1 protein-coding gene is annotated in these 1,259 nt (G+C 74.8%); it reads left to right on the plus strand.

The features are described from left to right. The coding region (locus tag B7767_RS38845; protein ID WP_143652895.1) for a class I adenylate-forming enzyme family protein at positions 1-1,259 on the plus strand (1,259 nt) is incomplete at both ends.

A 1,259-nucleotide genomic window follows, 5' to 3' on the forward strand; every position in this document is an offset into this window, starting at 1 on the left:
GGACGCCGACGGCCCGCTCGGTACGGCGGCGCTGCGGGAGGCGTTGCCGTCGCTGCGGGCCGTCCTGGTCGCCGGCGGTGACGCCACGGACGGGGCGGAGACGGTCGAGGGTCTGCTGGCGCGCCGCGCGGGTGAGCGGCCCCGGCCGGTGGAGGTGCGGCCCGACGCGCCGTTGCTGCTGCTCCCCTCCTCCGCCACCACCTCCGCACGGCCCAAGATCTGTCTGCACACCCACGACTCTCTGCTCACCAACTCCCGTGCGGCGACCGAGGACAGTGCCGGGCCGTACGGCGGCACCCTGATCACGGCGTGCCCGCTGACCCACTGCTTCGGGCTGCAGTCGGTGTACTCGGCGCTGTTCCGTTCCGGCCGTCAGGTGCTGCTGGGTTCGTGGGACGTGGACCGGTTCCTGGAGCTGGCGCGGGCGGAACGGCCGAGCGTGGTGGTCGCCGTGCCGGCGCAGCTGCACGACGTGGTGGCGCGGGCCCGGGAGTCGGAGTCGGGTGCGGGTTTCCGCCCGGAGCGGGTGCTGACCGCCGGTGCCGCCCTGCCCGCCGCCCTGGTGCGCGAGGTGCGGGAGACCCTGGACACCGCGCTGGTCGTGGTGTGGGGCATGTCGGAGGCCGGGAACGGCACCAGCAGTCTGGCCGGGGACCCGCCGGAGGTCGCCGCGCGCAGTGTGGGACGGCCGGTGCGGGGCGCGCGGATGCGCGTCCTCGGCGAGGACGGGCGGCCGTGCGCCCCCGGCGAGTGCGGGGAGCTGTACTACCGCAGCCCCAGCATGTTCCGCGGTTACTACGGCGAGCCGGAGCTGACCCGGTCGGTGGTGTCCGAGGACGGCTGGCTGCGCACCGGTGACCTCGCCTCGATCGGCGCGGACGGTCTCGTGGTGTTCCACGGCCGCTCCGCCGAACTGATCAACGTGGGCGGGCGCAAGTTCAACGCCGTGGAGATCCAGGGCCTGCTGGCGGATCTGCCCGGCATCGGTCCGCTGGCGGTGGTCGCCAGACCCGATCCGCGGCTCGGGGAGTACCCCTGCCTGGTGGTGACCGCGTCGCCGGACGCCGGGAACGTGCCGAGGAGCCCGGTCGGTCTCGGGGAGGTGACGGCGTTCCTGCGGGAACGCGGCGTCGCCGAGTACAAGATCCCGCTGGAACTCGTCGTCCTGCCGGCCCTGCCGCGCACACCCGCCGGGAAGACCGACCGGCGGGCGCTGGAGCGGATCCTGGCCGACGCCGCGACGCATCCCGGGCCGGTTC

It is taken from the genome of Streptomyces sp. 13-12-16, assembly GCF_002114215.1.
GTDB lineage: Bacteria > Actinomycetota > Actinomycetes > Streptomycetales > Streptomycetaceae > Streptomyces.